This is a genomic window from Variovorax sp. RKNM96, from assembly GCF_017161115.1.
Taxonomy (GTDB): domain Bacteria; phylum Pseudomonadota; class Gammaproteobacteria; order Burkholderiales; family Burkholderiaceae_C; genus Variovorax.
The window spans coordinates 5,082,854-5,107,851 of sequence record NZ_CP046508.1 but is presented as its reverse complement, the minus strand read 5'-3'; the positions used below and the strand labels follow the sequence as shown (position 1 = coordinate 5,107,851).

18 protein-coding genes are annotated in these 24,998 nt (G+C 68.0%); 13 read left to right on the top strand and 5 right to left on the bottom strand.

Translation table 11 applies throughout. The features are described from left to right. The first annotated feature begins 2 nt into the window (after nt 1-2). From GNX71_RS23575 to GNX71_RS23560, 4 genes are read left to right on the top strand one after another with little or no spacing between them, the layout of a single operon-like run. Nucleotides 3-1,496 carry an ABC transporter substrate-binding protein gene (locus GNX71_RS23575; protein WP_206174669.1) on the top strand — a complete coding sequence of 498 codons (1,494 nt, stop codon included), beginning with the start codon at nt 3-5 and terminating at the stop codon, nt 1,494-1,496. Between the two features lie 4 nt (nt 1,497-1,500). Further along, complete coding sequence (locus GNX71_RS23570) at nt 1,501-2,901, top strand: amidase (protein ID WP_206174668.1); 1,401 nt, start codon at nt 1,501-1,503, stop codon at nt 2,899-2,901. 22 nt (nt 2,902-2,923) lie between these two features. After that, entirely contained in the window at nt 2,924-4,375 is a 1,452-nt protein-coding gene (locus GNX71_RS23565) for an aldehyde dehydrogenase family protein (RefSeq protein WP_206174667.1), read from the top strand. A 4-nt stretch (nt 4,376-4,379) separates the two neighbouring features. After that, nucleotides 4,380-5,288 carry an NAD(P)-dependent oxidoreductase gene (locus tag GNX71_RS23560; protein WP_206174666.1) on the top strand — a complete coding sequence of 303 codons (909 nt, stop codon included), beginning with the start codon at nt 4,380-4,382 and terminating at the stop codon, nt 5,286-5,288. Nucleotides 5,289-5,297: 9 nt separating this feature from the next. On the opposite strand, the gene GNX71_RS23555 is transcribed toward GNX71_RS23560, so the two are convergent. Beyond that, nucleotides 5,298-6,185 carry a LysR family transcriptional regulator gene (locus GNX71_RS23555; protein WP_013542717.1) on the bottom strand — a complete coding sequence of 296 codons (888 nt, stop codon included), beginning with the start codon at nt 6,183-6,185 and terminating at the stop codon, nt 5,298-5,300. 8 nt (nt 6,186-6,193) lie between these two features. Further along, complete coding sequence (locus tag GNX71_RS23550) at nt 6,194-6,988, bottom strand: fumarylacetoacetate hydrolase family protein (RefSeq protein ID WP_206174665.1); 795 nt, start codon at nt 6,986-6,988, stop codon at nt 6,194-6,196. A gap of 69 nt (nt 6,989-7,057) precedes the next feature. Between GNX71_RS23550 and GNX71_RS23545 the strand changes: the two genes are divergently transcribed. Continuing rightward, nucleotides 7,058-7,525: a hypothetical protein gene (locus GNX71_RS23545; RefSeq protein ID WP_241027032.1), complete on the top strand. Its 468-nt coding sequence runs from the start codon at nt 7,058-7,060 to the stop codon at nt 7,523-7,525. Nucleotides 7,526-7,610: 85 nt separating this feature from the next. Then, nucleotides 7,611-9,443 (top strand): 5'-nucleotidase C-terminal domain-containing protein, encoded by a 1,833-nt coding sequence (locus GNX71_RS23540; RefSeq protein WP_206174664.1) that lies wholly within the window; start codon nt 7,611-7,613, stop codon nt 9,441-9,443. Here GNX71_RS23540 and GNX71_RS23535 read toward each other — a convergent pair. Then, nucleotides 9,427-10,122 (bottom strand): DUF418 domain-containing protein, encoded by a 696-nt coding sequence (locus tag GNX71_RS23535; protein WP_206174663.1) that lies wholly within the window; start codon nt 10,120-10,122, stop codon nt 9,427-9,429. The genes GNX71_RS23540 and GNX71_RS23535 overlap by 17 nt on opposite strands. Before the next feature lie 273 nt (nt 10,123-10,395). On the opposite strand from GNX71_RS23535, the gene GNX71_RS23530 reads away from it, so the two are divergent. After that, nucleotides 10,396-10,980: a YSC84-related protein gene (locus tag GNX71_RS23530; protein WP_206174662.1), complete on the top strand. Its 585-nt coding sequence runs from the start codon at nt 10,396-10,398 to the stop codon at nt 10,978-10,980. 33 nt (nt 10,981-11,013) lie between these two features. Here GNX71_RS23530 and GNX71_RS23525 read toward each other — a convergent pair whose 3' ends face one another. Further along, nucleotides 11,014-11,859 (bottom strand): plasmid replication/partition related protein, encoded by an 846-nt coding sequence (locus tag GNX71_RS23525; RefSeq protein ID WP_206174661.1) that lies wholly within the window; start codon nt 11,857-11,859, stop codon nt 11,014-11,016. Continuing rightward, nucleotides 11,856-12,665 (bottom strand): 4'-phosphopantetheinyl transferase superfamily protein, encoded by an 810-nt coding sequence (locus GNX71_RS23520; RefSeq protein ID WP_206174660.1) that lies wholly within the window; start codon nt 12,663-12,665, stop codon nt 11,856-11,858. The genes GNX71_RS23525 and GNX71_RS23520 overlap by 4 nt, the downstream gene beginning before the upstream one ends. A gap of 325 nt (nt 12,666-12,990) precedes the next feature. Between GNX71_RS23520 and GNX71_RS23515 the strand changes: the two genes are divergently transcribed. The 6 genes from GNX71_RS23515 to GNX71_RS23490 all read left to right on the top strand — a co-directional run bounded on the left by GNX71_RS23515 (nt 12,991) and on the right by GNX71_RS23490 (nt 24,994). Continuing rightward, nucleotides 12,991-13,530 (top strand): sigma-70 family RNA polymerase sigma factor, encoded by a 540-nt coding sequence (locus GNX71_RS23515; RefSeq protein WP_206179633.1) that lies wholly within the window; start codon nt 12,991-12,993, stop codon nt 13,528-13,530. Between the two features lie 110 nt (nt 13,531-13,640). After that, nucleotides 13,641-13,889: a DUF4880 domain-containing protein gene (locus tag GNX71_RS23510; protein WP_206174659.1), complete on the top strand. Its 249-nt coding sequence runs from the start codon at nt 13,641-13,643 to the stop codon at nt 13,887-13,889. 200 nt (nt 13,890-14,089) lie between these two features. Further along, nucleotides 14,090-14,341, top strand: a complete 252-nt coding sequence (locus GNX71_RS23505) for an MbtH family NRPS accessory protein (RefSeq protein WP_206174658.1) — start codon at nt 14,090-14,092, stop codon at nt 14,339-14,341. Further along, nucleotides 14,341-15,084: an alpha/beta fold hydrolase gene (locus GNX71_RS23500; protein WP_206174657.1), complete on the top strand. Its 744-nt coding sequence runs from the start codon at nt 14,341-14,343 to the stop codon at nt 15,082-15,084. The genes GNX71_RS23505 and GNX71_RS23500 overlap by 1 nt, the downstream gene beginning before the upstream one ends. Before the next feature lie 2 nt (nt 15,085-15,086). Continuing rightward, nucleotides 15,087-20,387 carry a non-ribosomal peptide synthetase gene (locus tag GNX71_RS23495; RefSeq protein ID WP_206174656.1) on the top strand — a complete coding sequence of 1,767 codons (5,301 nt, stop codon included), beginning with the start codon at nt 15,087-15,089 and terminating at the stop codon, nt 20,385-20,387. After that, nucleotides 20,387-24,994 (top strand): type I polyketide synthase, encoded by a 4,608-nt coding sequence (locus GNX71_RS23490; protein WP_206174655.1) that lies wholly within the window; start codon nt 20,387-20,389, stop codon nt 24,992-24,994. The genes GNX71_RS23495 and GNX71_RS23490 overlap by 1 nt, the downstream gene beginning before the upstream one ends. Nucleotides 24,995-24,998: the final 4 nt, after the last annotated feature.

Genomic DNA, 24,998 nt, shown 5'->3' with positions numbered 1-24,998 from the left:
GAATGTTGAAGCGACGCACCCTCATGGGCACCGCCATGGCCGCGGCGATCCCGGGCGCCTTCCTCCCGCTCGCGCAAGCGCAGACGGGCAAGAACATGTTGAGCATCGGCATGCCGCTGGAGCCGCCGGGCCTGGACCCGACTGCGGGCGCCGCGTCGGCCATCGCCGAGATCACGCAATACAACATCTTCGAGACGCTCACCAAGGTCAACGCCGATGGCTCGGTCACGCCGATGCTGGCCGAGAGCTGGTCGTCGTCGCCCGACATGAAGACCTTCGTCTTCAAGCTGCGCCGCGGCGTGCGCTTCGAGAACGGGCAGCCCTTCAACGCATCCACGGTCAAGTTCTCGTTCGACCGCGCGGGGGGCGCCAAGAGCACCAACAAGGACAAGCGCTTCTTCAGCGAGATCGGCACCGTGGTGCTCGACGAGTACACGGTGGGCGTCAACAGCGCGCTGTCGAACCCCGACCTGCCGTTCATGCTCGGGCAGTCCACCGCCTGCATCGTCGAGGCCAAGAGCGCCGAGACGAATGCGACCGCACCCGTCGGCACCGGCCCCTACAAGCTGGCCGCATGGCAGCGCGGCGCCTCGTGCACGCTGGTGAAGTCGCCGACGTACCGCGATCCGGGCCTTGCGAAGGTCGAGAAATTCGTCTTCCGCTTCATGTCCGACACCGCCGCGCAGACCGCGGCGCTGATGGCGAACGACATCGACATCTTCCCGCGCGCCGGCACCCGCTCCGTCGCGCAGTTCAAGGGCAACCCGCGCTTCCAGGTGCTGGAGGTGGGTACGCGCGGCAAGGTGATCCTCACCATCAACAACCGCAAGAAGCCGCTGGACGACGTGCGCGTGCGCCGCGCGATCCTGGCGGCGCTGGACCGCAACACGATCATCCAGGGCGCGGCCGACGGCTTCGGCAAGCCCATCGGCAGCCACTACGCGATGGGCGCGCCGGGCTTCATCGACACGACCGCGATGAACCCCTACGACATCGAGAAGGCCAAGCGCCTGCTCGCCGAAGCCGGCGTGAAGACACCGCTCGAACTGCGACTGACGCTGCCGCCGCCTTCGTACGCGCGGCAGGGCGGCGAGATGATCGCCGCGCAGCTCGCGCAGATCGGCATCCACGTGAAGATCCAGAACGTCGAGTGGGCGCAGTGGCTGAGCGGCACCTTCGGCGGCGCGCACGACTTCGACCTCACGATGGTCGCGCACGTCGAGCCCTTCGACCTGGTGAAGTACACCGAGCCCGACTACTACTGGGGCTACGACTCGAAGAAGTTCCGCGACATGTTCGTCGCGATCCAGAACGAAGAGAACAAGAAGCGCCGTGCCGACCTGCTGGCCGAGGCGCAGCGGCAACTCGCGACCGATGCGGTCAACGGCTTTCTCTACCAGGCGGTGTTTCCCACCATCGCGCGCAAGGAAGTCAAGGGCCTGTGGGCCAGCATGCCGATCGTGGTGAACGACCTGGCCGCCATTTCCTGGAGCTGATGCCATGACCAAGCCCCTGCATTCCCTGAGCGCCGCCGAACTCGGCGTGGCCTACCGCAGCAAGGAACTCTCGCCGGTCGAGGTGGTGCGCGCGGTCAACGAGCGCATCGCCGCGCTCGAGCCGAAGCTGCACGCCACCTGGCTCTTCCGCCCCGAACTTGCGCTCGAGCAGGCCCGCGCCTCCGAAGCGCGCTGGCTCGCCGGCACACCGCGCGGCGCGCTCGACGGCGTGCCCGTGACGATCAAGGACAACCTGGCGACCGCCGGCGACCCGATGCCGCTGGGCACTGCGGCCTACGACCTCGTGCCGGTCGCGGACGATTCGCCGCCGGCCGCACGCCTGAAGGAAGACGGAACGGTGCTCGTCGCCAAGACCACGATGCCCGACGTCGGCATGCTGTCGTCCGGCCTCTCGACCTTTCATGAACTCTCGCGCAACCCGTGGGACCTGTCGCGCACGCCCGGCGGCTCCAGCGCGGGCGCGGGTGCTGCTGCGGCCGCAGGCTATGGCCCGCTGCATGCGGGCACCGACATCGGCGGCTCGCTGCGCCTGCCCGCGAGTTGGTGCGGCATCTTCACGCTCAAGCCCAGCTTCGGCCGCATCCCGCTGAGCACGCCCTACATGGGCCGCTGCGCCGGGCCGATGACGCGCACGGTGGAAGACGCCGCGCTGATGATGCAGTCCGTCGCCCAGCCCGACAGCCGCGACTACTCCGAACTGCCGCCACCCGTCATCGACTGGCTGGCCTTCGACGTCGATGCCTCCTTCCTCGCCGGCAAGCGCGTGGGCCTCTTGATGGACGCGGGCTGCGGCCTGCCGCTCGATCCGCAGATCCGCGACGCGGTGCTCGCTGCCGCGAAGAAGATCGAAGCGGCTGGCGCCCATGTCGAGGAAATGAAGCCCTTCATGACGCCGAAGATGCTGCAGGGCATGGACCACTTCTGGCGCATGCGCTCGCTGACCGACCTGCGCGCCATGGCGCCCGAGCGCCGCGCGAAGATGCTGCCCTACATCGATGCCTGGGCCGAGAGCGCGGCCGGCTTCTCGGGCGAGCACATCTTCGACGCCTACAGCCAGTTCGTCGCCACGCGCGCCGCCACCATCGCTGCGACCGTGGGCTTCGACTTCGTGATCTCGCCGGTGTCGCCCAACATGCCCGCGCCCGCGGAGCACGCCTCGCCGACGAACGACCCGCTGCGCTCGCTGGAGCACATCGGCTTCACTGTCCCCTACAACATGTCGGAGCAGCCGGCGTCGTCGGTCAACTGCGGCTACTCCGATGCGGGCCTGCCCATCGGTCTGCAGGTGGCGGGCCGCCGCTTCGACGACCTCGGCGTGCTGCAGTTCAGCCGCGCCTTCGAGCTGATCCGCGACGCGCAGAAGCCATGGCCCGAACTCCAGTGAGCCCCATTCAAAGAGAGACGAGATGACTGCAGCAACCCACTACATCGACGGCGGCCGCGTGGCCTCGCTGGGCGCTGAAACCATCGCCGTGATCGACCCGAGCGACGGCCAGCATTTCGGCGAGATCGCGCGCGGCACAGCAGCGGATGTGGACGCTGCCGTGCGCGCAGCACGCCGCGCCATGGGTGAGAACTTCGACGGCCCCTGGGGCGCGATGACCGCACTCGAGCGCGGCCGCCTGCTCGCGAAACTCGGCGCCGCGGTGATGCAGCACCACGAGGAACTCGCGCAGCTCGAAGCCCGCGACACCGGCAAGGCGCTGCGCGTGGCGCGCAACGACGCCACTGCGCTCGCGCGCTACTTCGAGTACTACGCCGGCGCCTGCGACAAGCTGCACGGCGACACGCTGCCCTACGAGCGCGGCTACACGGTGCTGACCGTGCGCATGCCGCACGGCGTGACGGGGCACATCATTCCCTGGAACTACCCGATGCAGATCGCGGGCCGCAGCGTGGGCGCCTCGCTTGCAGCCGGCAACGCCTGCGTGGTCAAGCCGGCCGAGGACGCGAGCCTCTCGCTGCTGCGCCTCGCGGAGATCGCGACCGAGGTGGGCTTTCCCGCCGGTGCACTCAATGTGGTGACCGGTTACGGCAGGGAAGCGGGCGCTGCGCTGTGCGCGCATCCGGGCATCGACCACATCTCGTTCACCGGCTCGACCGTCACGGGCCGCAGCGTCGGCCTCGCGGCGGCCGAGCGGCATTGCCCCGTCACGCTGGAACTCGGCGGCAAGTCGCCGCAGCTCGTGTTCGCCGACGCCGACCTCGATGCGGCCGTGCCCGTGCTGCTCAACGCGATCATCCAGAACGCCGGCCAGACCTGTTCGGCCGGCAGCCGTGTGCTGGTCGAGCAATCGGTCTACGAAGAGGTCGTGAAGCGGTTGGCCGAGCGCTTCTCGGCCGTGCGTTCGGGGCCGCCCGTCGATGATCTGGACATGGGCCCGCTCATCAACGAAAAGCAGTTCCGCCAGGTGCGCGACATGGTCGCGACCGCCGAGGCGAACGGCGTGAAGGTGGCGGCGCGCGGCACGGTATCGCCGAGCGCATCGTCCAACGGCTACTACCAGGAGGCCGTGCTGTTCCGCGACGTGCCCGCCGATAGCGACCTCGCGCAGCGCGAGGTCTTCGGCCCCGTGCTGGCCGTGATGCCCTTCGCCGACGAGGCCGAGGCGATCCGCCTGGCCAACGGCACGGACTTCGGCCTGGTGGCTGGCGTGTGGACGCGCGACGGCGGCCGGCAACTGCGCGTGGCGAACAAACTGAATTGCGGGCAGGTCTTCATCAACAACTACGGTGCGGCGGGCGGCGTGGAGCTGCCGTTCGGCGGCGTCAAGTCGAGTGGCTTCGGGCGCGAGAAGGGTTTCGAAGCCCTGCTAGGCTTCACGACCCTCAAGACCATCGCCATCAAACACGGGTGAACCCATGAACACGAACGCACAAGAAGTACAAGAAGCACAAGAACCCCGCCGCGTCGGCCTGGTCGGTGTCGGCCTGATGGGCAGCGGCATCGCGCAGAACATCGTCAAGCACGGCCACCGGCTGACCATCCTCGACCACCCCGGCAACCAACCGGTCGGTGCGCTGCTCGCGGCCGGCGCGACAGCCGTTTCCGATGTGACGGCGCTGGCCGCCGATGTCGACGTGCTGATCCTCTGCGTCACCGGCACGCCGCAGGTCGAGGCCGTGATGCTCGGTGACAAGGGTGCGCTCGCAACCCTGCGCCCCGGCACCGTGGTGATCGACTGCTCGACCGCCGTGCCCGACTCCACCACCAAGGTCGCGCAAGCCGTGCTGGCCAAGGATGGCAAGTTCCTCGATGCGCCGATGACGCGCACCGCCAAGGAAGCCGCCGAAGGCCGGCTCAACCTGCTGGTGGGCGGCGACGCCGAGGTGCTGGCCTCGTGCCTGCCGCTGCTGCGCTGCTTCGCCGAGAACATCACGCATGTGGGCGGCATCGGCGCGGGCCATGCGATGAAGCTGCTGCACAACTTCGTGTCGCTCGGCACCGTCGCGCTGCTCTGTGAAGCGGCTGCCTGTGCGGAGCGCGCCGGCGTGGCGCCCGATGTGTTCGTCGATGTGCTGGCCAAGGGCGGCGGCAATGGCGTGGCGCTGGAACGCGTCAAGCCCAAGCTCCTGACCGGCAGCACCGATTCGCTGAAGTTCTCGATGGCCAATGCCAAGAAGGACCTGGGCTACTACAACGACATGGCGCAGCAATCGTCGGCCAGCCACGGCATCGCGCAGGCCGTCGAGACGCTGTTGACGCACGGCATCGACACCTTCGGGCCGGACCGCATGGTGCTCGACCTGGTGGAAGCGCTGAAGAAGTGAAGCTTCGCGCTACGGCACGTAGCGCGAGAGCAGGTGATCGACCAGGCGGCGCTGCGGAAACGTCAGCGTCTCCTGCCGCGTGCAGAGGTACATGCGGCGCGACGCCCACGCATCCGACAGGTTCAAAAAGCGCAGGCCCATCTCCTTGCGATAGGTGGCCGCCGCGCCCTCGGGCAGGATGCCCACGCCCATGCCGGCCTCGATCATCCGGCACACCGCCTCGAAGCTCTTGACCTTCACGCGCAGGCGAAGCACCTTGCGCGCGGCGACCGCCGCATCCTCGATGGTGCGGGCGATGGCCGAGTCGTTTTCCAGGCCCACGAAATCGAAATCGAGCAGCTCGGCGAACGACACCTCGCGGTTGCGGTACGGGTGCTTGCGATGGACGATGGCCACCAGCCTGTCCATGCGGTAGGGAATGAAGTTGAGCGTGGTGTCCGCGGTGTCGCCGGTGATCACGCCGACATCGGCCTGCCGGTCGCGGATCGCCTGCACGATCCACACGCTGCGGTGCTCTTCCACATCGACGCGAATCTCCGGATAGCTGCGGCGAAAGCTCGCCACGTCGTCGGGCAGGAACTGCCCCATGGCCGACGCGTTGGCCTGCAGCCGCACGCGGCCGGTCGCGCCCTGGGCGTAGTCCGAGAGGTCGGCGCGCATGCGGTCGACATCGCGCAGGATGAGCCGTGCATGGATCGCCAGCGATTCGCCCGCGCCGGTCACCGTCACGCCCTTGGAGGTGCGCTGGAAGAGCGGCACGCCGAACTCGGTCTCGAGGATGCGGATGCGGCGGCTCGCGGCCGACAGCACCATGTGGTGCTCCTCGGCCGCCTTCGACAGGCTGCCGGATTCCAGGGCGCTGAGGAAGAGTGCGAGGGAATCGAGGTCGGGTCGCATCGATCCGTTCAGCGCAGGGTGATCTCGAGCGAATCGAACGGCGCCTCGAACGCGGCGCGCCAGGTTTCGCCGGGCACGATGGGCCAGGCGTCGGTCCATGTGCCGGTGGTGATCACGTCGCCGGGTTGCAGCGCCGGAGCGCCCGGGCAGCTCTGCAGCTCCTGTACGAAATGGCGCAGCGCGTGCAGCGGGCCGTCGAGCACGTTGACGCCGGTGCCTTTGTCGATCGTCTCATCGCCCTTGAAGAGCGTGAGGTGCGTCGCGGCCAGCTTGTCGTCGAGCTCGGCGCCGGTGCTTGCGAACTGGCGAACGGGGGTCTCGCGACCGACCAGCAGGCGCGCATGCAAGGCGCCGTCGGCCACGGTTTCGGCGGCGGTGAATTTCCAGGCGCTGTGCGACTGCACGATCTCGAAACCCGGTGCCAGCCAGTCGATGCAGTCGAAGAGCTGTTCCAGCGTGGCATCGCGCGGTGGTGTCGCGGCGATGCCGAAGACGATTTCCGGTTCGATCCGGGGCTGGAGGGTGCCCGTGAGGTCCACTGTTCCCCGGTCATCGCAACGCGTGAGCGTCGTGTTCCATACCGGACCCCAGATCGGCCCGAACACGCCGTAGCGCTGCCAGATCGTGCGGTTGGTGAAACCGATCTTGTAGCCGACCGGCCGCTCGCCGCGCGCGAGTCGCAGGGCCCGCAGCGCGAGCGCGTCCTGGTAGGCCGCGGCAACATCGGCGGGACCGCGGGCGGTGCGGTCGGCAGGCCACGGCGCGGCCTTGTCGTAGTGGGCGAGCAGGGCTTCGGGGGTCATCGAATCAGTCTACATGCGACGGGGCGGCGGTCACAACCCTGTCACGCTGCGCGTGGCACCCTCGCGGCCTTGGAACCGCAACGCCGACTTCACCTGCGACCCGCTCTCATCGCATGGGCGGTGGCCTGCCTGATCGCGTTGGCCGTTGCATGGCACTTCATGGCGGAAACCCCGCAGGCGGGAGGCCCGCCGCTCGAGATCCGCTGGCACGGCAACGGCATCATCCTGCAGGGCGAGGTGAGGGATGTGGAGACGCAGCGCGCGCTGGCCGAAGGCGCGGCCGCATGGCTCGGCGGCGAGGCCGACCAGGTGGTGGACTGGCTCGACATCGTGCCCTCCGCATTGCCGGTGGCGGACGCCGCGGCGCTCGCCGAACTCATCCGCCTCGGGCAGGAAGGCTGGCACCTGCAGCGGCGGCCGAAGGATGGATGGCTGGCTGTGCAGTCGCTTTCCGATGAGCGCAGTGCCAAGGCCCGCGCCCTGTTGCATGCGGCGTTCGGTCCCGGTGTTTCGATGGAGCTGGTGGCGTTGCCCTGAGTCCCCGCATGGAAAAGGGCTGGTCACGCCGCCGTCATCTCCCGTGGCCAGCATGCGCTGCATTCCAATACGGAGGAGAAGATCCATGCATGCATCGCTGAAGCATCTCGCGCTCGCGGGTGTCGTCCTGGCCACGTTGTCCGCCTGTGGCGGCAGTGGCAGCTCAGGCGGCTTCTTTCCCTTTCTTCCGCCGGCGCCCCCGCCCGCACCGGCGCCTCCTCCCGCACCGGCCACGCCCGGCAGCATCGACGTGAAGCTCATCGCCTTCAACGACCTGCACGGCAACCTCGAGCCGCCCAAGCTCTCGATCACCGCGCCTGCCATCGGCGGCGGCACCGTGCCGGTGCCCGCGGGCGGCGCGGCCTACCTGGCCTCGGCCGTGGCGTCGCTCAAGGCGAAGAACGAGAACAACGCGGTGGTGTCCGCGGGCGACATGATCGGCGCCTCGCCGCTGGTGTCGGCGCTGTTCCTCGACGAGTCGACCATCGAGGCGGTGAACGCGATGAAGATCGACTTCAACGCGGTCGGCAACCACGAGTTCGACAAGGGCCAGACCGAACTGCTGCGCATGAAGAACGGCGGCTGCGCCAAGAACACGGCGCTCGAACCCTGCCGCGTGAACAAGGCCTTCCCAGGCGCGAATTTCGGCTTTCTCGCGGCCAACACGGTGAAGGGTGACGGCAATACGCTGTTCCCCGCCACCGGCATGAAGAGCTTCACCAAGGACGGCGCCACGGTGAAGGTGGCCTTCATCGGCATGACGCTCAAGGGCACGCCCAACATCGTGACGCCCGCCGGCGTCGCGGGCCTGAGCTTCAAGGACGAGGCGGACACGGCCAACGCGCTGATCCCGCAGCTGAAGGCGCAGGGCGCGGACGCCATCGTCGTGGTGATCCACGAAGGCGGCACCACTACCGTCGGCTACAACGACAAGAGCTGCGCGGGCCTCAGCGGCGACATCCTGCCGATCCTGAACAAGCTCGACACGGCGGTCGACGTGGTGATCTCGGGCCACACGCACCGCTCGTACATCTGCGACTACGGCAAGACCAACCCGGCCAAGCCCTTCCTGCTGACGAGCGCGGGCCAGTACGGCACGCTGCTGACGGACATCAACCTCACCATCGACACCCGCACCCGCAAGGTGACCGCCAAGGCCGCCGACAACGTGATCGTGCAGGGCGAGGCCTTCACCAGCGGCGCCAACACCATCGCGCTGACCGACCAGTACCCCGTGTTCGGCAAGAACCAGGAAGTGGCCGCGCTCATCAGCCAGTACCTCGCGATCGCCGGGCCGCTGGTGCAACGTGTGGTGGGTTCGCTCACCGCCACGGCCACGCGCACGCAGGTGGATCCATCGAAGGAAAGCGTGCTCGGCAACCTGATCGCCGATGCACAGCTTGCAGCGACCAGCCCGGCCGGCAAGGGCGCGGCGCAGATCGCCTTCATGAACCCGGGCGGTGTGCGCGCCGATCTCGCGCCCGCACCCGGCGGCAACGTGACCTACGGCCAGATCTTCGCGGTGCAGCCCTTCGGCAACAGCCTGGTGGTGAAGACGATGACGGGTGCGCAGATCAAGGCGGTGCTCGAGCAGCAGTTCAACAGCGGCTCCAACACAGTGGCCGCGCCGAAGGTGCTGCTGCCTTCGCGCGGCCTGACCTACAGCTACAGCGCCTCGGCGCCGGGCGGCGCGCGCGTGAGCAACATAGCGCTGAACGGAACCGCCATTGATCCGGCGGCGAACTACCGCGTCACGATGAACAGCTTCCTGGCCACCGGCGGCGACAACTTCACCGTGTTCAACCAGGGCACCGACGTGCTCGGCGGCGATCAGGACGTGGATGCGCTCGAGGCCTACATCAAGGCGAACAGCCCGCTCGCGCCGCCGGCGACGGATCGCATCACGGTCGTTCCCTGAGCAGGAACGGCCTCGTTCGATCGGCCCGCCGAGGCAGTTCCTCGGTCCGGCGCCGCATGGGTTGCGGCTTGCCCGAGACCAGGCTGTGGCATAGCCATTCGGCGGGACCCGCGTTGTAGCGCGCCATCCACCAGCAACTGGAGGCGGCCTGCAACGCGAAGATCGCGATGCCGAAGACCACTAGGCTCGCAGGATCTAGGTGGAGGCCGCTGCCGTGCAGGATGCACAGAGCAAGCAGCGCTTGCGCGAGGCTGTTTGTCAGTGCCATCCGGCCGGCGGGCGCGAGCTTCAGCAGCCAGCGTCGCCATGCGGCGCGCTGGAACAGGAGAACGAAGGCCGCCGCGAAGAACGCGCCTTGCGCGAGCGGCGCGATATCGCGCAGCGCAGGAGCGGCGGATGTGCCAGCCGTGACGATCAGGTTCACGGCAAAGCTCACGCACAGGATGCCTCGCCAGAAGCGGCGACGCGCCACCGACTCGCGCAGCACGGCGGCGTGGCCAGTCCACAGGCTTGCAACCGTCAGCACCAGCAGGCCGGCCATCGCATGACCGGACAAAAGGCCGAGCAGATGGGCCATCAGCACGCCGAACAGGCCGAAGCCGCGCAAGGCGTCAGGCAGCGAGAGACGGCCAATGCGCACTGGCGGCAAAGGCAATGCACGGACGGTCTCGGAGGTCATGGAAGTACGTGTGGGTTGTGGTGGGTTCGGCCGCGATGCTATGAATCAGCATTGCCGCAACATTGCGTTTCTCCGTCGATGCTGCGGTGCAAAACCGGGTCCCGGAACCCCGGTTTCACCGGTCGCCGGTGCCCGCGCAGGCACGCGGCCTGACTTCGCGTAGGCGGGATTCCCACGTCCGATTTCCCGCGTTTTTGCCGCCGTAGCATGGCTCGATCTGCCACCGCAGGCAGAAGTTTTTCCGCCGATCCATGTCTTTGCAAAGGAATCATCATGAACTCCATGAACCTCCGTACTCTCGCGTTCTCATCCGTCGTTGCGGCCTGCAGCCTGGCTTTTGTCGGATGCACCACGACGCGCCCGCAGGACCAAAGCAGCAGCGCAACCTCGCGCACATCGATCGATGCACAGGTCGATGCCTCGCTGTCCAAGCTGTACGACTCGGTGAAGGGATCGCGCGAACTGGTCTCCAAGTCGAGCGGCGTGCTGGTGTTCCCGGCGGTGGTCGGGGCCAGCCTCGGCGTCGGTGCCGAATACGGGCGCGGCGCATTGCGCGTGAACGGCCGTACGCAGTCGTACTACAGCACCACCGCGGGCTCGGTGGGCTTCCAGGCCGGCGCTCAGTCGAAGGCCGTGATCTACCTGTTCACCACGCAGGCGGCGCTCGACAAGTTCCGCAGCAGCAAGGGCTGGACGGCCGGTGCCGACGCCACGGTGGCTGTCGCCACCATCGGTGCCAACGGCAATGTCGACACCAACACGATCCGGCAGCCGGTGGTGGGCTTCGTGCTGACCAATGTGGGCCTGGAAGCGGGTGTCTCGCTGTCGGGCGCGAAGATCACCGAGATCCAGCTGTAAGGAGAATATCGACGCGGGGCTCACGCCCCGCCGTCAGTCGGCCAACTGCTCTGCCAGTTGCGCCTGCAGATCGGCGACCTGCCTACGCAGAGCGTCGTTCTCGCGCGTGAGTTCGGCCACGCGCTGCTGAAGCGCTTCGACCGAATCGGGCTTGGCGCTCTGTTCATCCGATGCGGACTCGGTCGACTCTTCGCGCGGCTTGCGCTTGGACTCGCGCACGCGCTTGGCGGCCTGCTTGAGCTCGTCCTTGCCCGCATTTGCAGCAGTGACTTGCTCCTCGGCGGGCAGGCTGGCCACGGCGGCGGCCGTGTTGATCGAGATCACCCCCGACTTCACCGCGGCCACTAGTTCGGGCGCAGCCTGCTTCTGGATCTTCTCGATCATCACGACTTGGCTGCTGCTCAGGCGCGCGGCCTTGGCGATGGATTCGCGGCTGTTCAGCGGAGCGGGCGGGGGCAGGGCGGTTGCGTTGTCGGCCGGGGATTCGCCGGCGGGCGTGTCGACATCGAAAGGCGGGTCTTCCGACGACGATGTTTCCGACAGCGCGCGGGAGCGTTGGTCATCGACGATGACCTTCTTTCGGAGCGCCAGCACGCCGCGCTGGTAGTCCGAGATGCTGCGCCGGCCGAGATGCTGGTCGATCATCCAGAGGTGCACGTCCTCCATGGTCTTGAAGTGCGTGTTCTGCACCGTCTGGAAGGGCAGCCCGTGCTTCTGGCAGATGCCGTAGCGATGGTGGCCGTCCACCAGCACGTCGCCCCACAGCACCAGCGCGTCGCGGCAGCCCTCGGTGAGGATGCTGCGTTCCAGCGCCGCGTATTCCTCCGGAGACATGGGATCGATATAGGCTTTGAGTTCTTCGTTGACGACGATGTTCATGAGGGAGGGATCGGGGAAAGGGGCGAGATTTTAGATGCGCGCGTCGTGCGGACTTCCAGCGAGCGCTCCCATTGCAACGGCGAAGTTTCGCGGCACACGATTCGCGCGTCGGTGGAACTGCAAAGGGCCACCATGTGGTCAGGCGTGGGCTGAAGTTGCTGGAAGTGCCATGAGGCGTTGCCGTGTGGATCGGCGAGCGCGAAACCGACGTCGCCCGGACTGTCGAGCGCAAAGGCGAAGCTGTCGAGCGGGATCTGCAGACCCATGCCGCGCGCCTTGATGTAGCTTTCCTTCAAGGTCCACAGCTCGAAGAAGCGATGTGGCTGCAGGGCGGTCGGCAATGCGTCCAGCGACCTGGCCTCGGCCGGTGCGAAGAAGTGATCGACGGCCTCGAGCACGGCGGCGCGGCGGATGTTTTCGACGTCGACACCCAGTTCGATGTCGCGGGCAATCGCCAGCACGATGAGGCCGGCGGTATGGCTCAGGTTGAAGTCCAGGCCCCGCGTTTCTTCGATGACCGGATCAGCGTCAATGCGGGGACGACCGAAGGGGCCGTTGGCGAAGCGCCAGTCGTGTGGCGCGATCGGTGCATAGCGCGAGAGGATCGTGCGCACCAGCACCCGGGTCATCAGGTAGCGATGCCGGTCGCGTGCGAAATGGAAGCGATCCTTCTGCCGCAGTTCTTGCGGCGTCAACAGCGCGTGATACGAAGCGTCGAGCGCGGGATCGCCGGAATCGCCGTGGGGGCAGAGCCAGAGATGGATATCGCCAGCAGGCAAGGGAAGAAGGGAAGCGGCGCGATACATGGTGGTCGGCAGCGCTCCGCCGCAATCTTTAACCTTGCTTTCAAAATGCTTGCGCGAATCGCAAGTCGGCTATTATCGCGACCCCCCTGTGCCGGGTTCTGCGTTCTCTCGCGGATCGCTCGGCCATCCGATTCGCCGCGGCGGATTTTCTCGGGGCTCCTCATGTCGTTTGTTTGAGTGTCGATCCGGAAGGGTCATCGAAATGCCTCAAAATCCGCCTATAAATAGCAATGATTCTTATTTCGATTTGTGCATCGAAAGTAGTAAATCGGACCTGCGGCCCGTCTCGGCTCGCCCACTGGAACTGGAGGAAGAGGTGTTGAACATGCCGTTGCCGCATTCGTCCGAGCCTTCGCTCGCAGAGGTTTTCATCGCCCACCGGCCGCAGCTCTGGCGCGTCGCCCGGAAGATCGTCAACACGGCGGACCTGGCCGATGACGTCGTGCAGGACGCCTACCTGAAGATCGCCGACGGCCCCTGCGTGCGCCAGGCCGAACGTCCGATCGGCTATTGCTGCCAGGTGGTGCGCAACATGGCGCTGGACTACTGCCGCCGTCACCGCGTCGAGGCCAGCTATCGCACCTTCGACGTGGACGTGGAGCTGCTCGACATGCCGACAACCGCCTCGACCCCCGACCGCATGATGTGCGAGCGCCAGGTGATCACCGCCATCGACAAGGTTCTGGCCGGCCTCTCGCCCCGCACGCGCCTGGTGTTCGAGCTCTATCGCCTCGAAGGCCTTACGCAGCGCGAGATCGCGGCGCGCCTGGGCTGTGCGCTGGGTCTCGTGAACGGGCTGATCGCCGAGGCTGCCAACGCGATCAAATCGTGCGGCCACCTGCTGCTCGAGAGCGACGCGCACTAGCTGCGGGTTCTACGCAGCGGGGCCACGCCCGTTTCCCGCGAGAATGCGCGCTGGACCGGCCGGGTTCGTTCAAGACCCGGCCTCGACGGACAACGCGAGCAGCTTCACGAATGACACAGGAAACGGGCGATCCCATCTGGAATACCGCATGGGACTGGGTGCAGCGCGAACACGACAGCGAGAGCTTCGATGAGGCCGCGCGCGCCGAAATGACCGCCTGGCTCCTCGCGGAGCCTGCGCACCGCCGGGCTTACGACAAGGCCGCCCGGCTCTGGCTTCTCGCGGGGTTCGTTCCGCCGGCCAACGATTTCGGCGACGACCTGCCGGACGACGACACCGAGCCTCGCGCCGGCAAGTAAAAAAACCGCATCCCACCTGAACGCGCGCCCCTGCGCGCGTTTCGGCACCGGTGCGCCTGCGGCGCTCGCCGTCCCGCCGTGAAAAATGAACAGATCGACCTCTGAAGCGTCCTCTTGGCAGGGGCGCTGCAATCCGGTCCGGTCCCGCGACCGGCTTTTGCGTGCTCCTTCTCTCTGTTCAATCACACAAGGATGCACCGATGTCGACGAGTTCTTTTGACCGCGAAGACGAGACCTTCATCGTTCTGGTCAATCACGAAGACCAGTACTCCATCTGGCCCCACTGGAAGGCCGTTCCCGGCGGATGGACCGCCGTCGAAGGCGTTCAGGGCGACAAGAAAACCGTTCTCGCGTATGTAGAGACCCATTGGACCGACATGCGGCCCAAGTCGCTGCGCGACTGGATGCAGCAGCAGGCGGACGCACCGGCCACGGAAACCGCGGCAGGTTGATGAGCGCTCAGGCGCCCCTGGCGCTGCTGTGCCTGCCATGCGCGGGTGCGAGCGCCTCCATGTACCTGCGGTGGCGGCGTTTCGTGCCGCCATGGGTTCGCATCGTGCCGGTCGAGTTGCCGGGGCGAGGCGCACGCATGGGCGAGGCCTTCGTCGAAGACTTCGATGCACTGGTCGCGCAGATATGCACCGAGCAGGCCGACGTGATGCGCGGCGACTTCGCGCTCTTCGGCCACAGCATGGGCGCGTTGCTCGCACACGGCGTGACCCGCCGGCTTCAGTCCTTGCATCGGCCGCTGCCGCGCGCGCTGCTCGTGTCCGGCTCCGCAGCGCCTTCCCGGCGCGATCCCGAGCGTTTCGATGGTGGCGAAGACGACGCCTCGCTGACCGCCGAGCTGCGCAAGCAGGGCGGTACGCCCGAAGAGGTGTTCGCGAGCGAAGAGCTCATGCGCATCACGCTCGACACGCTGCGTGCCGACCGCCGCGTCTGCCGCAGCCATGTCCATGTGGCTGTCGAAGCGCCCCTGCCGTTGCCCGTTCATGCCTTCGCGGGACGCCAGGACGACATCGAGGCGCTGGCCATGGCGGCTTGGTCGAAAGAGACCGGCGGCGCCTTCACCCTCGACTGGTTCGAGGGCGGCCATTTCTTTCTCAGGCAACACGAGACCGCCTTTCTTGCGGCGCTCGCACGGCGTCTGCCAACGCCTCTTCATCGAGCGCAACTGCAGGCGCATCAAGGGTAGATATGAACGAACCGCTCGCGACGGCATCCGTCGGCCGGCAACCGCGTAACTTCGTGGCGCACCTGCGCGCATTGGCCGAGCAGCGTCCGCACGATGTCTGGCTCACCGTGGTCGACGAAGTCGATGGCGTCTACAGCGAGCTGCCCTTCACCTATGCCGTCTTCGAGCAGCGCGTGCGCGCGCTCGCGGCCCGCCTGCAGCAGCAGTTCGCCAAGGGCGACCGCGCGCTCGTCATGCTCGACAACGGCGACCACTATGCCGTGAGCATGCTGGCCTGCTTCTACTGCGGCGTGATCGCGGTGCCGGTGTTTCCGCCCGAATCGACACGGCCGCAGCATCTGGCGCGGCTCACCGGCGTGGCGGTCGATTCAGAAGCGCGTTGCGTGCTCACGTCGTCCGCCTTGAGTGCCGCGATGTCCGCGGCAGGCAGCCAGTTCGGCGATGTGCAGATCGTCGCCGTCGATGCGGTCGATGTCGCGCTCGCCGATGCCTGGCAGCCCTTCGAGCCGGCCGACGACGACGTCGCCTTCCTGCAATACACCTCGGGCTCGACCTCGGCGCCCAAGGGCGTCATCGTCACGCACGGCAACCTGATGGCCAACGAGCATGCGATCCGGGTCGGCATGGGCATCGGGCCGGACGACAAGTTCGTCTCGTGGGCGCCGCTCTATCACGACATGGGCCTGATCGGCGGCCTGATGCAGCCGCTCTACAGCGTCATCCCGCTGGTGCTGACTTCGCCGCGCTATTTCCTCGAGCGCCCGGTGCGCTGGCTGGAGCTGATCTCGCGCCACCGCGCCACGCTCAGCGGCGGTCCGGACTTCTCGTTCCGCCTCTGCCTGGAGCGTGTGAAAGACGCGCAACTTGCCAAGCTCGACCTCTCCAGCTGGCGCGTGGCCTACACCGGCGCCGAGCCGGTGCGCGCCGACACCGAACTCGACTTCATCGAGCGCTTCGCTCCCGCGGGCTTCGACCCCGGCGCGGTCTACGCCTGCTACGGCCTCGCCGAAGCGACGCTGTTCGTGACCGGCGGCAAGCGCGGCGCCGGCATGGTCGCGCGCGGCTTCGACGCCGATGGCCTGGCCGCCGGCAAGGGCGAGTCGAGCGAGGGCGGCACGTTGCTCGTGGGCTGCGGCGCGGTGGCGGTCGAGCACGTGGTCGAGATCGTCGATCCCGCCACGCTGTCCGTGGTGGCCGAACCCGGCCGCATCGGCGAGATCTGGGTGAGCGGCGCGAGCATCGGTGCCGGCTACTGGGGCAAGCCGCGCGAGTCCGCCGAGACCTTCGTCGAGCGCGCGGGCCGGCGCTGGCTGCGCACCGGCGATCTGGGATTCGTCTGCGACGGCGAGCTCTACGTGACCGGGCGCATCAAGGACCTGATCATCGTTCGCGGCCACAACATCTATCCGCAGGACATCGAGCGCGTCATCGAGGCCGAGGTGGATGCGGTGCGCAAGGGGCGCGTGGCGGTGTTCGCAGCCAGCGGACCCGATGGAGAAGGCATCGGCGCGGCGGCCGAGGTGTCGCGCAGCATGCAGAAGCTGGTGTCGCCGCAGGTGCTGGTCGAGGCGCTGAGTGCTGCCGTCAGCGAGGTGTTCGGCGAAGCGCTCTCGGCCGTGCTGCTGCTCAACCCGGGCGGCATGCCCAAGACCACCAGCGGCAAGCTGCAGCGCAGCGCCTGCCGCGCGGGCTGGCTCGATCGAAGCGCGGATGCGTATGCGATCTACGAACGCGGTGCGTTCGTCAAGGGTGGTCCCGTCGAGGTGCCGGCCGAAGCGCCTGTGCTCGACGAGACCGAACGCGCCGTCGATGCGATCTGGCGCGAAGTGCTCCGGCCCGCCGATGCGAAGCCTTTCGCGCGCGATGCTCATTTCTTCACTCGTGGTGGCAGTTCGCTCACCGCGACCCAGGTAGCGACCCGCGTGTCGGATCACTGGGACATCGACTTTCCGGTGCGCCTGATGTTCGAGCACCCGCGGCTTTCCGAGTGCGCCGCTGCCGTGCGCCAGCGCCTGAGCGAAGGCGCGCGTGCGCGGCCCGTGCCCATCGCGGTGTTGCCGGCCGAGCGCCGGCTGCACGCGCTGCCGCTGTCCCACGCGCAGGAGCGCCAGTGGTTCCTTTGGCAGCTCGATCCGGCCAGCGCGGCGTACCACATGAGCGGCGCGCTTCGCCTCACCGGGACGCTGCATGCCGATGCGTTGCGCGCGGCGCTCGACGATCTGGTCGCACGCCATGAGTCGCTGCGCACCGTGTTCCGCGCGGGGAGCGACGGCATCGCCGCGCAATGGATCAAGCCGACGGGCGCGCTGCCCCTGGAACTGATCGACCTGCGCGGCGTGCCAGCCGGCGAACGCAACGGCCGCCTCGCCGATGAAACCCGTCGCCTCAAGGCCGCCCCGTTCGATCTCACGCAGGGCGGTTTGCTGCGTGCTGCATTGATCCGCATCTCGGACGACACGCAGGTGCTCGCCGTGGTGATGCACCACATCGTTTCCGACGGCGCCTCGATGCAGGTGCTGATCGACGAACTCGCCGCCGGCTATGCGGCCCGCCTGCAGGGCAGGGCGGCAGCGCTTGCCGTGCCGCGCGTGCAGTACGCCGACTATGCGGTGTGGCAGCGCGAGTGGCTGGCGGCCGGCGAGGCGCAGCGGCAACTGGACTGGTGGCGCGCAGAGCTGGGCGACGAGCATCCCGTGCTCGAGCTGCGCACCGACCATCCGCGCAAGCCGCAGGCGGCCTACAGTGCCGCGCGACATGCCTTCGAGCTGCCGGCACCGTTGCTTGGCCGGCTGCGTGAACTCGCGCAGGCTGAGGGCGCCACGCTCTTCGTGGTGCTGCTGGCGGGCCTCCAGGCGCTGCTGCATCGCTACACGGGGTTGCAGGAAATCCGCGTCGGCGCTGCCATCGCGAACCGCAACCGCGTGGAGTTCGAGAACGTCATCGGCCTGTTCGTCAACACGCTGGTGCTGCGCAATCCGATCGACGGCCGCACCCGCCTTGCGCAGGTGCTGGCGCAAGCCCGCGAGGCGGTGCTGGGCGCGCAGGCGCACCAGGACCTGCCGTTCGAACAGCTGGTCCAGCATCTGCAGCCCGAACGCAGCATGAGCCACAGTCCGCTGTTCCAGGTGATGTTCAACCACCTGTTCGAGGACCACCGGGCACTGCAGCGGCTGGGCGATATCGAGATAGCCGACCAGCCGCTGCCCGATCTGCAGACGCAGTTCGACTGGGTGCTGGAAGCGCGCGAGCGACCTGATGGCCGCCTGATGCTCGACGTGATCTACGCGGCAGACCTGTTCGAACCCGAGACCATCGCGCGGATGGCGCAGCACTACGTGGTGATGCTCGATGTGCTGTCCGGGGATGCGCAGCGCGCGGTCGGAGATATCGAGTTGCTGGCCGCGCCCGAGAAGTCGCAGCTCACGCAGTGGAGCGTGAACGCGTGGCAGGAGCCGGGCTCGGAGCTGGTGCATCACAGCATCGCGCGACACGCCTTGCAGCAACCTGACGCGACGGCACTGCTGTTCGACGAATCGTCGCTGAGCTTCGGCGAACTGAACGCGCGCGCCAACCGCCTGGCTCACCGGCTGATCACGCTGGGCGTTCGACCCGACATGCGCGTGGGCATCGTGATGGAGCGCTCCCTCGAGATGGTCGTGGGCATCCTGGGCATCCTGAAGGCCGGCGGCGCCTACCTGCCGCTGGACCCCGAGTACCCGGCGCAGCGCCTGGCCTACATGGTGGAGGACGGCGGCATCGAACTGCTGCTGAGCCACCGGGCCACCCGCGCGCTCATTGCGGAGCAGGATGGCCTCGTGCGATTGGAAGTCGACAGCCTCGACGTCTCCGGCGAGCCCGACACCGACCCGCAGGTCGCGCTGCACGGCGAGCACCTCGCCTACGTCATCTACACCTCGGGCTCCACCGGCAAGCCCAAGGGCGCGGCCGTGCGCCACGAAGCCCTGCGCAGCTGCATGGCCTGGATGCAGAGCACCTATGGCCTGGGCGGCGAAGACACGGTGCTGCACAAGGCGCCCTTCGGCTTCGACGTCTCATGCTGGGAGATGTTCTGGCCCATGACCTCGGGCGTCCGCCTGGTCGTCGCCAACCCCGGCGATCACCGCGACCCCGAGCGGCTGGTGCAATTGATCCAGCGCCACCAGATCACGACGCTGAACTTCGTGCCCTCGATGCTGCAGGCGTTCCTCGCGCACCCGGGCATCGAGGCGAGCACGCGCCTGAAGCACATCATCGTCGGCGGCGAGGCCATGCCCGCGGAGACACAGAGAGAAGCGCTCAGGCGCCTGAGCGGCGCGACGCTGCAGAACCTGTACGGCCCGACGGAAACCACCATCCACGTCACGCGCTGGACCTGCCGCGACGACGGGCAAAGCCTGGTGCCGATCGGCCGTCCGATCAGCGACACGCAGGCCTGGGTGCTGGATGCGGAGCTCAACCCGGTGCCGCGCGGCGTGGCGGGCGAGCTGTACCTGGGCGGCGTGAACCTGGCACGGGGTTACCTGAACAAGCCGGGCCTGAGTGCCGAGCGCTTCGTGGCCGATCCCTTCGGCAGCGGCGGGCGCCTCTACCGCACGGGAGACCTCGTGCGCTGGAACGCCGAAGGCCAGATCGAGTACCTGGGGCGCATCGACCATCAAGTGAAGATCCGCGGCTTCCGCATCGAACTCGGTGAAATCGAGGCGCAACTCCTTGCGCAGCCGACCCTGCGTGAAGCGGTCGTCGTGGCGAAGCAGGGCGCGGCGGGTGCATCGCTCGTGGCCTACGTCGCGCCGCATGCGGGCCAGTCCGTCGACGTGGCCGCGCTGCGCGAAAGCCTCGGCCGGACGTTGCCGGACTACATGGTTCCCAAGGCCATCGTCGTGCTGGAAGCCCTGCCGCTGAACGCCAACGGCAAGGTCGAGCGCAAGGCGCTGCCCGAGCCCGAAGGCCTGGGCTGCGCCACCGCCTACGAAGCGCCGCAAGGCCATGTCGCCCGCACCCTGGCGGCCATCTGGTCCGAGGTCCTGCAGGTCGAGCAGGTCGGCCTGCACGACAACTTCTTCGACCTCGGCGGGCACTCGCTGCTGCTGATTCGCGCGCACCGGCTGCTGGAAGACCGGCTGCAGGTCGCGCTGCCGTTGGTCAATCTCTTCAAGTACCCCACCGTCGAGTCGCTGGCCCAGTGGATCGAGCAGGGCGGGGCCCAGGCCGCGTCCGCATCGTCTGCCGCCGCCGACGACCGCGCGCTGCGCCAGCGCGCCGCCATGCTTCAACGCCGCAAAGTGGCAGAGAGAGTCAATTGATGACCACCCCCTTCAACGAATCCGCCGAACCCACCGGCCTCGAGATCGCCATCGTCGGCCTGTCCGGCCGCTTCCCTGGTGCCGACGACGTGGACGCCTTCTGGCGCAACATCCAGGGCGGCGTGGAGTCGGTGTCGCGCTTCACTGATGAGCAGTTGCGCGAGCGCGGCGTGCCGCAAAGCCTGCTGGACGACCCCGACTATGTGAAGGCCGGCGTGATGTTCGAAGGCTTCGACCAGTTCGACGCCGGCTTCTTCGGCTACACGCCCCGCGAAGCCGAGAACCTCGACCCGCAGCAGCGCGTCTTTCTCGAATGCGCCTCGGCGGCGCTCGAACACGCCGGGTGCGATCCCGAGCGTTGGCCGGGCAAGGTCGGCGTCTATGCGGGGGAGGGCGCCAACGTCTACCTGATCCGGAACCTGCTGCCGTCCTTCGGCCTCGGCGCGCACACGGGTATCGCCGACCTGCTCGGCCTCATGAGCGGCAACTCCGGTGGCTCGCTGTGCACGCGCGTGGCCTACAAGCTCAACCTGCGCGGTCCCGCCGTGAGCGTGCAGACCGCCTGCTCCACGTCGCTTACGGCGGTGCACACCGCCTGCCAGGCACTCCTGAGCCACGACTGCGACATGGCCCTGGCCGGCGGCGTGTGGCTCAACCTGCTGCAAGAGGGCGGCTACCGCTACCAGGCCGGCGCGATCCTCTCGCCCGATGGCCATTGCCGCGCCTTCGACGCCGATGCGGCCGGCACCGTGATCGGCAGCGGTGCCGGCGTGGTCGTGCTCAAGCGCCTCGACGAGGCGCTGCGCGACGGCGACACCATCCATGCGGTCATCAAGGGCACCGCGGCCAACAACGACGGCTCCGCCAAGGTCGGCTTCACCGCCCCCAGCATCGACGGGCAGGCCGAGGTCATTCGCTCGGCGCAACTGATCGCGGGCGTCTCGGCCGACACCATCGGCTACATCGAGACGCACGGCACCGGCACCACGCTGGGCGACCCGATCGAGATCGCGGCGCTCACGCAGGCCTTCCGCGCCGACACCGAGCGGCGCGGCTTCTGTGCCGTCGGTTCGGTCAAGACCAACATCGGCCACCTCGATGCGGCGGCCGGCGTGGCGGGGCTCATCAAGGCCACGATGGCGCTCAAGCACGGTGTGTTGCCGCCCAGCCTGCATTTCACGAAGCCCAATCCGCAGATCGATTTCGCTAGCAGCCCGTTCTATGTGAACGCGCAGCGCCAGCCCTGGCCAGAGGGCCGGACGCCGCGCCGCGCGGGCGTGAGCTCGTTCGGCATCGGCGGAACCAATGTGCACGTGGTGCTCGAAGAAGCGCCGGTGGCCCGTCCGTCTACGCAGGCAAAGGCACCGACCTGGCAGGTCCTGCCGCTCTCTGCTCGCAACACCAACGCTCTGCAGCAAGCCGCGCAGCAGCTCGCCAGCCATCTCGAGGAAGCAGGTCCCGGTACGTCGCTCGCCGACGTCGCACAGACGCTGCAGACTGGCCGGCGTGCGCTGGCGGTCCGTGGCGCAGTCGTTGCCGACGAGTTGGCAACCGCCGTCGAGGCGCTGCGTGCGCCCGAGAGCGACTTCGACCTGGGGAGCGGCGTTCCCGCCTCCGCGCCCGAGGTCGCGTTCCTGTTCCCCGGCGGCGGTACGCAGCACGCGAACATGGGGCTCGCGCTGTACCGCGACCATCCGGTGTTTCGCCAGGAGATCGATCGCTGCTGCGACGCGCTGCGCGACGCGATGGGCATGGACCTGCGGCAACTGCTGTACCCGGCCGCCGGCGGCGAGGCCGCTGCCGACGAAAAGCTCGGCCGCATCGAATACACGCAGCCGGTGCTGTTCATCGTCGAGTACGCGATGGCGCGCCTGTGGATGTCGCGCGGCGTGCAGCCCGCCGTGATGCTGGGCCACAGCCTGGGTGAGTACGTGGCGGCATGCCTGGCGGGCGTGTTCAGCCTGGAAGACGCGCTGCGCATCGTCGCCACGCGCGGGCGGTTGATGCAGTCGATGTCGCCGGGCGCGATGACCGCCATTGCGCTGTCGGAAGCCGAACTCGCGCCATTCCTCGCCACCGGCTGCGACATCGCGGCGATCAATGGCGAGCAGCTGTGCGTGCTCGCCGGGCCGATGGCGGCCATCGAAGCGGCCGAGCAGCAGTTGTTCGCACGCGGGTTGATGCCGCGCCGCCTGCTGGTCTCGATCGCCTCCCACTCGGCGATGACCGAGTCCATCGTGGCCAAGCTGCAGCAGGTGGTGGCTTCCGTGCCGCGGTCTGTGCCCCGCATTCCCTTCATCTCCAACGTCACCGGCAAGCCCATCACGGCGCAGCAGGCGGTCGATCCGGCCTACTGGGGCCAGCACCTGCGCGGCACGGTGCGCTTCGCGGACGGCGTGGCGGAACTGCTGCGCGCCAAGGGCCGCGTGCTGCTGGAAGTCGGTCCCGGCGAGACGCTGGCTGGCCTCGCACGCCAGCACCCGCTGGCCGATTCGGCGGCGGCCATCCTGTCGAGCCAGGCCCATCCGCAGAAGCAGGCGCAGAACGAACGCCAGATGGCGAGCGTGATCGGCCAGCTCTGGTGCGCGGGCGTCGACATCGATTGGGCCGCGTGCCATCCCGGGCGGCAAGAGCGTCGGGTGCCGCTGCCGACCTACCCGTTCCAGCGCCAGTCGTACTGGACCGACATGCCCGAGCCGGGCAACGAAGCGCCGGCATCGTCCGTGCGTGCGGGCAGCGATGCATTCCACGTGCCGGTCTGGCAGCGCACCGAGCCCGCGAATGCGTCGTCGGCGCCTGCGCCGGCTGAGGGTTGCACGCTGGTGTTCGCGGAAGAGAGCGGCCTCGCGGATGCATTGATCCGCCAACTGGAGGCCGATGCGCCTGGACATGCGGTGGTTCGCGTGGCGCCAGGCACAGGCTATGCAGAAACGGGCCCCCGTCATTTCACCGTTCGACCCGGCGAGCGAGCCGACCAAGAGCAGCTGCTGCGCAAGGTGCAGGCCGAGTCCGGGCCGGTCGCCAGGGTCTTTCACCTGTGGAGCGTGGATGAGCAGCCGCTGTTGCCGTCGCAATCCGGGCAGGTCATGGAGCGCGGCTACTTCAGCCTGCTGGCGCTGGCCCAGGCCATCGACAGCACCTCTGGCGGGCGTGCGCGCAAGCTCTCGATCGAAGTCGTCGCGAACCAGATCGAAGACGTCTCCGGCCTCGAAGCGCTGTGCCCGGAGAAGGCGACGCTGTTCAGCCTCTGCAAGGTGATCGCGCAGGAGTATCCGCACATCGCCTGCCGCGTGACCGACATCGTGCTGCCCGTGCGGGGCAGCGCCGCCGAGGCGTGGCTGGCACGGCAGCTCGTGGCACCGGCGCAGGCGCCGCACGACGAATCGCTCGTGGCCTATCGTGGCCCGCATCGATGGGTCAAGACCTACGCGCCGCTGCCGACCGGGTCCGCACCGCAACAGCGCCTGCGTTCCAAGGGCGTGTACCTGATCACCGGCGGCCTCGGTGGCGTGGGGCTCGCGGTCGCGCGGCACCTGGCCGAGTCATGGCAGGCCAGATTGGTGCTGCTGGGACGCACGCCGCTGCCCGAGCGCGGCCAGTGGGAAGTCCTCGCCGCGGACCAAGCGCAGCCGCAGGCCCTGCGGACCAGGCTCGCGCAACTGATCGAACTCGAAAACCTGGGCGGCGAAGTGCTTGTCATCGCCGCCGACGTGGCCGATGCGGCTTCGATGCAGTCGGCCGCCGCGCAGGCCCGTGCGCGCTTCGGCATGGTGCAAGGCGTCGTGCATGCGGCCGGCCACGCGAACAGCGGAATGATCGCGAACCGCACCCGCGCCGCGATCGACGAAGTCTTCGCGCCCAAGCTGCAGGGCACCCGTTTCCTGCTCGATGCCCTGCGCGACGAGCCGCTCGATTTCGTGCTGCTGTGCTCGTCGATCTCGGCCATGGCCGGCGGCCTGGGCATGAGCGACTACGCCGCCGCAAACGCGTATCTCGACGCGCTGGCCGCACTGTGGCAGCGCAGTGCGACGTACCCCGTCATCTCGGTCAACTGGGACGCCTGGCGCGACCTCGGCATGGCCGCGGGTCGCGTGCTGCCCGAGGGCATCGGCATGGACGGACCCGAGGGCGCTCGGGCGGTGGAACGCATCGTCAACGGCCCGGCGTTCGCGCAGGTCGTGATCTCCACCACCGACCTGAACCAGCGCCTGGGCGAACTCGACAACGGCATGCTCGAACTGCTGGAGACCGGCCCGGTCGCGAAGAAGAAGCGCCGCGATCATCCGCGCCCTGCGCTCGACACCCCCTTCGTCGCGCCCGAGGGCGAGCTGGAGACCGTGCTCGCGGGCATCTGGCAGGACATGCTGGGCATCGCCAGCGTCGGCATCGACGACAACCTGTTCGAGCTGGGCGGCGATTCGCTGCTCGCGATCCAGATCCTGGCGCGGGCCCGCAAGGCCTACGAGGTCGAACTGCATCCGGCCGCCTTCTTCAAGGCACCCACCATCCGCGACCTTGCGATCCTGGTCGAGACCCGGCTGATCGAGGAAATCGAGGCCGATGTTCCGACCGATGCCGAACCCGATCGCTCGCCTGCAACCGTCTGAAAAA